3 protein-coding genes and 1 pseudogene are annotated in these 5,213 nt (G+C 70.9%); 2 read left to right on the top strand and 2 right to left on the bottom strand.

The annotated features are described in order from the left end of the window. Positions 1–2,039, bottom strand: a pseudogene (gene scy, locus ACFTZL_RS40535) (polarized growth protein Scy); the annotation flags it as partial. 211 nt (positions 2,040–2,250) lie between these two features. Next, positions 2,251–2,691, bottom strand: coding sequence for a methylmalonyl-CoA epimerase (gene mce / locus ACFTZL_RS40530; protein ID WP_382594268.1), 441 nt, complete (start codon positions 2,689–2,691; stop codon positions 2,251–2,253). Positions 2,692–2,839: 148 nt separating this feature from the next. Between mce and ACFTZL_RS40525 the strand changes: the two genes are divergently transcribed. Beyond that, positions 2,840–4,063, top strand: coding sequence for an acetyl-CoA C-acetyltransferase (locus ACFTZL_RS40525; RefSeq protein WP_382594265.1), 1,224 nt, complete (start codon positions 2,840–2,842; stop codon positions 4,061–4,063). A 90-nt stretch (positions 4,064–4,153) separates the two neighbouring features. Next, positions 4,154–5,110, top strand: a complete 957-nt coding sequence (gene meaB, locus ACFTZL_RS40520; RefSeq protein ID WP_382594271.1) for a methylmalonyl Co-A mutase-associated GTPase MeaB — start codon at positions 4,154–4,156, stop codon at positions 5,108–5,110. Positions 5,111–5,213: the final 103 nt, after the last annotated feature.

The following is a 5,213-nucleotide window of genomic DNA, read 5'->3' as shown; positions in this document are numbered from 1 at the left end:
GCGCTGTCCTGCGCCTCCGACTTCAGCCGCTCGGCCTCGTTCGAAGCCTCCGAGCGCAGGCGTACGGCGACGGCCTCGCCCTCGGCGCGCGACGCGGACGCGTCGGAAGCGGCCTCGTCGCGCAGCCGCTCGGCCTCCGTCTCGGCCTGCTGCCGGAGCGTACGGATCCGCTCGGCGGCCTCGTCGCGCAGCCGCTCGTTCTCCTCGGCGGCCTCGCGGCGGATCCGCGCGGCCTCCTCACGGGCGTCCGACAGCGCCTGCTCGGCTGCCGTCAGCCGCTCCTCGGCCTCCGTCTGGAGCCGCGTCAGCTCTTCGGCGGCCTCCGCGCGGCGGGCCTCTATGGCGCGCTCGGTCTCCTCGTGCAGCTCCACCGCCGCGCGCTCGGCGTCCGCCTTGAGGCCCTCGGCCTGCTCGACGACCTCCTCGCGGTGCCGCTCGGCCTCCTGCCGGGTGCGCTGAAGGGTCTCCTCGGCCTGCCGGCGAAGGGTCGTCGCCCGCTCGATGGCCTCGGTGCGGACCTTCTCGCTGTCCCCCTGGGCGTTCGTGCGCAGCTCGTCCGCGTCCGCCTTGGCCTTGGCGAGCAGCTCCTCGGCGGACCTCGCCGCCTCCTCGATCTGCGCCACGGCCTCCTTGCGGGCCTCGGCGCGGATCTTCTCGCCCTCTTCGACGGCGTCCGCCCGGAGCTGCTCGGCGTCGCCGCGCAGCCGGCGGGCCTCCTCCTGCAGCTCGACCGTCTTGGCGCGGTACTCCTTGGTGTCGTCCTTCGCCGTGCCCTTGAGCTCCTCGGCGATGTCGTGCGCCTCGGCACGCAGCCGGTCCGCCTCGGCCTCGGCCTCCGTGCGGATCCGCTCGGCCTCCTCGGCCGCGGCCTTGGTGGTCTTCTTGGCGTCCTCGGACGCCTTGTCGAGGACCTCCTCGGCGGTCCTGGCCGCCTTGGAAAGCTGGGTCGCGGTCTCCTCGGCGGTGGACGTACGGGCGTTCTCGGAGGCCTCCGCGACGATCTTCTCGGCCTCGGCGCGGGCGTCGGCGACGAGCTGCTCGGCCTCGGACTTGGTGTTCTCGGCCTCCTTCGTGGCCTCCTCGACCAGCCGGGCGACCTGCTCCTTGGCGGTGCGTGTACGCGTCTCGTTCGCGGACTCGGCACTCGACAGGGCCTTGGCGGCGGCCTCCTTGGCCTCCGTGACCAGCTTCTCCGACTCGGTCTGCGCCTTGCGCAGCGCCTCCTCGGCCTCGGCCATCCGCTGCTCGGCGGCCTTGCTCAGCTCCGTGGCCTCGCGGCGCGTGGACTCCGACTCGGTGGCGGTGGACGTCCGCAGCTGCTCGGCGTGGTCCGTGGCCTCCTGCGCCTGCGTGGAGGCGGCGTTCAGGAGGCGCTCCGCGTCCGTGCGGGCGCGGCGCAGGATCTGCTCGGCCTCGGCCCGGGCCTCCTCGGCCGAGTTCGTCAGCCGCTGCCGGGCCTCGGTCGCCAGCCGCTCGGCCTCCGCGCGGGCCGTGGCCATGGCCTGCTCGGCCTCGGCCCTGGACTCCTCCATCAGGCGCCGGGCCTGCTGCTCGGTGCGGGCCCGAAGCTGCTCGGCCCAGGCCACGTTCTCGTTGACGTGCGACTCGACCGTCTGGCGGCGCTCGGACAGCTCCTGGTCGAGCTGCTGGCGGCGGGTCACCGCCTCTTGGTGCAGCTCCGACTGGAGCCGGGCCGCCTGCTCGGCGTGTTCCTGGAGGATCCGCTGGGTCTGTGCCCGGGCCTCGCTCAGCTCGCGGTCGGCGTCCGTCCGGATCTGGTCGGCCTGCATCTGAGCGTTGCGCAGCAACTGCTCGGCCTGCCAGCCGATGTCGCCCCCCTCGAAGGAGGGCCGGGACATGATGGTGCGCCGTGCCTCGTGCAGCTTGGCACGCAGCACCTCGACCTGGTAGCCGAGGTCCTCGGCGTGCTGGATCGCCTTTTCCCGCTCGGTCTTCAGCCGCTTCATCTCGGCTTCGAACCGAGAGAGGTGGTCGACGTCAGCCGCCGGCTCTCGCTCCTGGCTCTCGTAGCCCCGCACTGCGCGGTCCCATCCGTCCCCTGGTCGCAACTCTCTCCAAACGAGCTCCGTCCATCCGCCGAACGGGGCCCCCGGGGAATGGTGTCAGATCATCGGCGGAGCAGAGGCTGCTGCCCCGACGCTCGTCCCCCGAAACCCGGACCCCGGAATGCGGTCGCCGCAGATTGAAGCGGTGACCGCACCCAACCCTACCGGCCCTTATGTACGAGGGTCAGTGCTCAGGTGACTCAACAGGCGCCGAAGTGACCAGTTCTGTCAGTACGCCATGACAGTCCTTGGGGTGCAGGAAGGTGATCCGTGACCCCATGGAACCGCGTCGCGGCTCTTCGTACAGTACGCGTACGCCCTTGTCGCGGATCCCGGCCGACTCTCCGTCCACATCTGCCGTACCGAAAGCGATGTGGTGGACCCCCTCGCCGTTCTTGTCGAGCCACTTCGCGACGGTGGAGTCCGGGCGGGTGGGTTCGAGAAGCTGCAGGTACGAGGCGCCGCCGTCGGACGTATCGTTGATCTTGAGCATGGCCTCGCGCACGCCCTGCTCCTCGTTGACCTCGGAGTGGAACACCTCGAAGCCGTAGGTGGCACGGTAGAACTCGACGGTCTTGTCGAGGTCGAAACAGGCGATTCCGATGTGGTCGATTCGCGTCAGCATGGATTCAGTGCAGCGCCCCGGAGGTGGTTACGCAACGTGCGCGCGATCACACCGACAGCCCGATGACGGGGTGGAGTACCGGTCAGTACATTCGAAGTAAACCCTCGTTCACTCCTCGGCTGTGCAGCCGGTAAGGGGATCGCAGCTCATGTCTTCTGGAACTCCTGGAACTTCTGGGACCAACGGCTCGACGTCCGTGATCGTGGCGGGTGCCCGTACTCCGATGGGGCGGTTGCTCGGGTCACTGAAATCCTTCTCCGGAGCCGACCTCGGCGGCTTCGCGATCAAGGCCGCCCTCGACCGTGCGGGGATCGGCGGCGACCAGGTGCAGTACGTGATCATGGGGCAGGTGCTCCAGGCCGGGGCGGGGCAGATCCCGGCGCGCCAGGCCGCGGTCAAGGCGGGCATCCCGATGAACGTGCCCGCGCTGACGATCAACAAGGTGTGTCTCTCGGGCCTGGACGCGATCGCGCTGGCCGACCAGCTCATCCGCGCGGGTGAGTTCGACGTGGTCGTCGCCGGCGGTCAGGAGTCCATGACCAACGCCCCGCACCTGCTGCCCAAGTCCCGTGAGGGCTTCAAGTACGGCGCCGTCGAGATGATCGACGCCATGGCGTACGACGGTCTGACCGACTCCTTCGAGAACGTCGCCATGGGCGAGTCGACGGAGAAGCACAACACCCGGCTGGGCATCGGCCGGCCCGAGCAGGACGAGATCGCCGCGCAGTCGCACCAACGGGCCGCCGCCGCGCAGAAGAACGGCCTGTTCGACGCCGAGATCACGCCCGTCGAGATCCCGCAGCGCAAGGGTGACCCGGTGCTGTTCAGCAAGGACGAGGGCATCCGGGGCGACACGACGGCCGAGTCGCTCGGGAAGCTCCGTCCGGCGTTCGCCAAGGACGGCACGATCACCGCCGGTTCCGCGTCCCAGATCTCCGACGGTGCGGCGGCCGTCGTGGTGATGAGCAAGGCCAAGGCCCAGGAGCTCGGCCTGGAGTGGATCGCCGAGATCGGGGCGCACGGGAACGTGGCCGGGCCGGACAACTCGCTGCAGTCCCAGCCGTCCAACGCGATCCTGCACGCGCTGAAGAAGGAAGGCCTGGAGGTCTCGGACCTCGATCTCGTCGAGATCAACGAGGCGTTCGCGGCGGTGGCCGTGCAGTCGATGAAGGATCTTGGGGTGTCCACCGAAAAGGTGAATGTCAACGGCGGTGCCATCGCCCTGGGTCACCCGATCGGGATGTCCGGTGCGCGTCTCGTGCTGCACCTCGCGCTGGAGCTGAAGCGGCGGGGCGGTGGCGTGGGCGCGGCGGCGCTGTGCGGTGGCGGTGGTCAGGGTGACGCGCTGATCGTGCGGGTACCGAAGGGCTGAGCGGCGGGGTTTCGGCCCCGCCTTCGGTCTTCGCCTTGGGCCTCTGCCGAGCCCTCGCTTTCGGTGCTCGCCTTCATGAACGGAGCTGTGATGCAGGACGTCTCCACGCTGGTCGCCCAGGCCAGGGAGGGCCGGCCGCGGGCCGTGGCCCGGTTGATCTCCCTGGTGGAGGGGGCGTCCCCGCAGCTCCGGGAGGTCATGGCGGCGCTGGCGCCGCTGACGGGCGGGGCGTACGTGGTCGGGTTGACCGGGTCGCCCGGGGTCGGCAAGTCCACGTCCACGTCGGCGCTGGTGACGGCGTATCGCAAGCAGGGGAAGCGGGTCGGCGTGCTCGCCGTCGACCCGTCGTCCCCGTTCTCGGGCGGGGCGCTGCTGGGGGACCGGGTGCGGATGTCCGAGCACGCGTCGGATCCTGGGGTGTACATCCGTTCGATGGCGACGCGGGGGCATCTGGGCGGGCTCGCGTGGGCCGCGCCCCAGGCGATCCGGGTGCTGGACGCGGCGGGCTGTGACGTGATTCTCGTCGAGACGGTGGGGGTCGGGCAGTCCGAGGTGGAGATCGCCTCGCAGGCGGACACGTCCGTGGTGCTGCTGGCCCCTGGGATGGGGGACGGGATCCAGGCGGCCAAGGCCGGGATCCTGGAGATCGGTGACGTGTACGTCGTGAACAAGGCCGACCGGGACGGGGCCGATGCGACGGCTCGCGAGCTGAACCACATGCTGGGGCTCGGGGAGTCCCGGGGGCCGGGTGACTGGCGTCCGCCGATCGTGAAGACGGTCGCCGCGCGGGGGGAGGGGACGGACGAGGTCGTCGAGGCCCTGGAGAAGCACCGGGCCTGGATGGAGGAGCGGGGGGTTCTCGCGGAGCGGCGGGCGGCCCGGGCGGCGCGGGAGGTCGAGACGATCGCGGTGACGGCGCTGCGGGAGCGGATCGGGGATCTGCACGGCGATCGGCGGCTGGGGGCGTTGGCCGAGCGGATCGTGGCCGGGGAGCTGGATCCTTATCGGGCGGCTGATGAGCTGGTGGCGGGGTTGACGGAGGGCTGAGCGGGTGGGGTGGGGGTGCGCGTCTGCGCCTGCGCGGTGGTGGTGGGTCGGGGCCGTGTCGGGGGGTGTCCGTCCTCGGAACGGCGCGATGGGGTCGGACGCC

It is taken from the genome of Streptomyces sp. NPDC056948 (assembly GCF_042674225.1).
Lineage (GTDB): Bacteria > Actinomycetota > Actinomycetes > Streptomycetales > Streptomycetaceae > Streptomyces > Streptomyces purpurascens.
Note: the sequence above shows the minus strand (reverse complement) of the source record. Positions and strands in the feature narration are given on the sequence as shown.

Bases quoted from the DNA above. Each gene is read 5' to 3' on its own strand.
- mce (WP_382594268.1), bottom strand. From the start codon at position 2,691: ATGCTGACGCGAATCGACCACATCGGAATCGCCTGTTTCGACCTCGAC.
- ACFTZL_RS40525 (WP_382594265.1), top strand. From the start codon at position 2,840: ATGTCTTCTGGAACTCCTGGAACTTCTGGGACCAACGGCTCGACGTCC.
- meaB (WP_382594271.1), top strand. From the start codon at position 4,154: ATGCAGGACGTCTCCACGCTGGTCGCCCAGGCCAGGGAGGGCCGGCCG.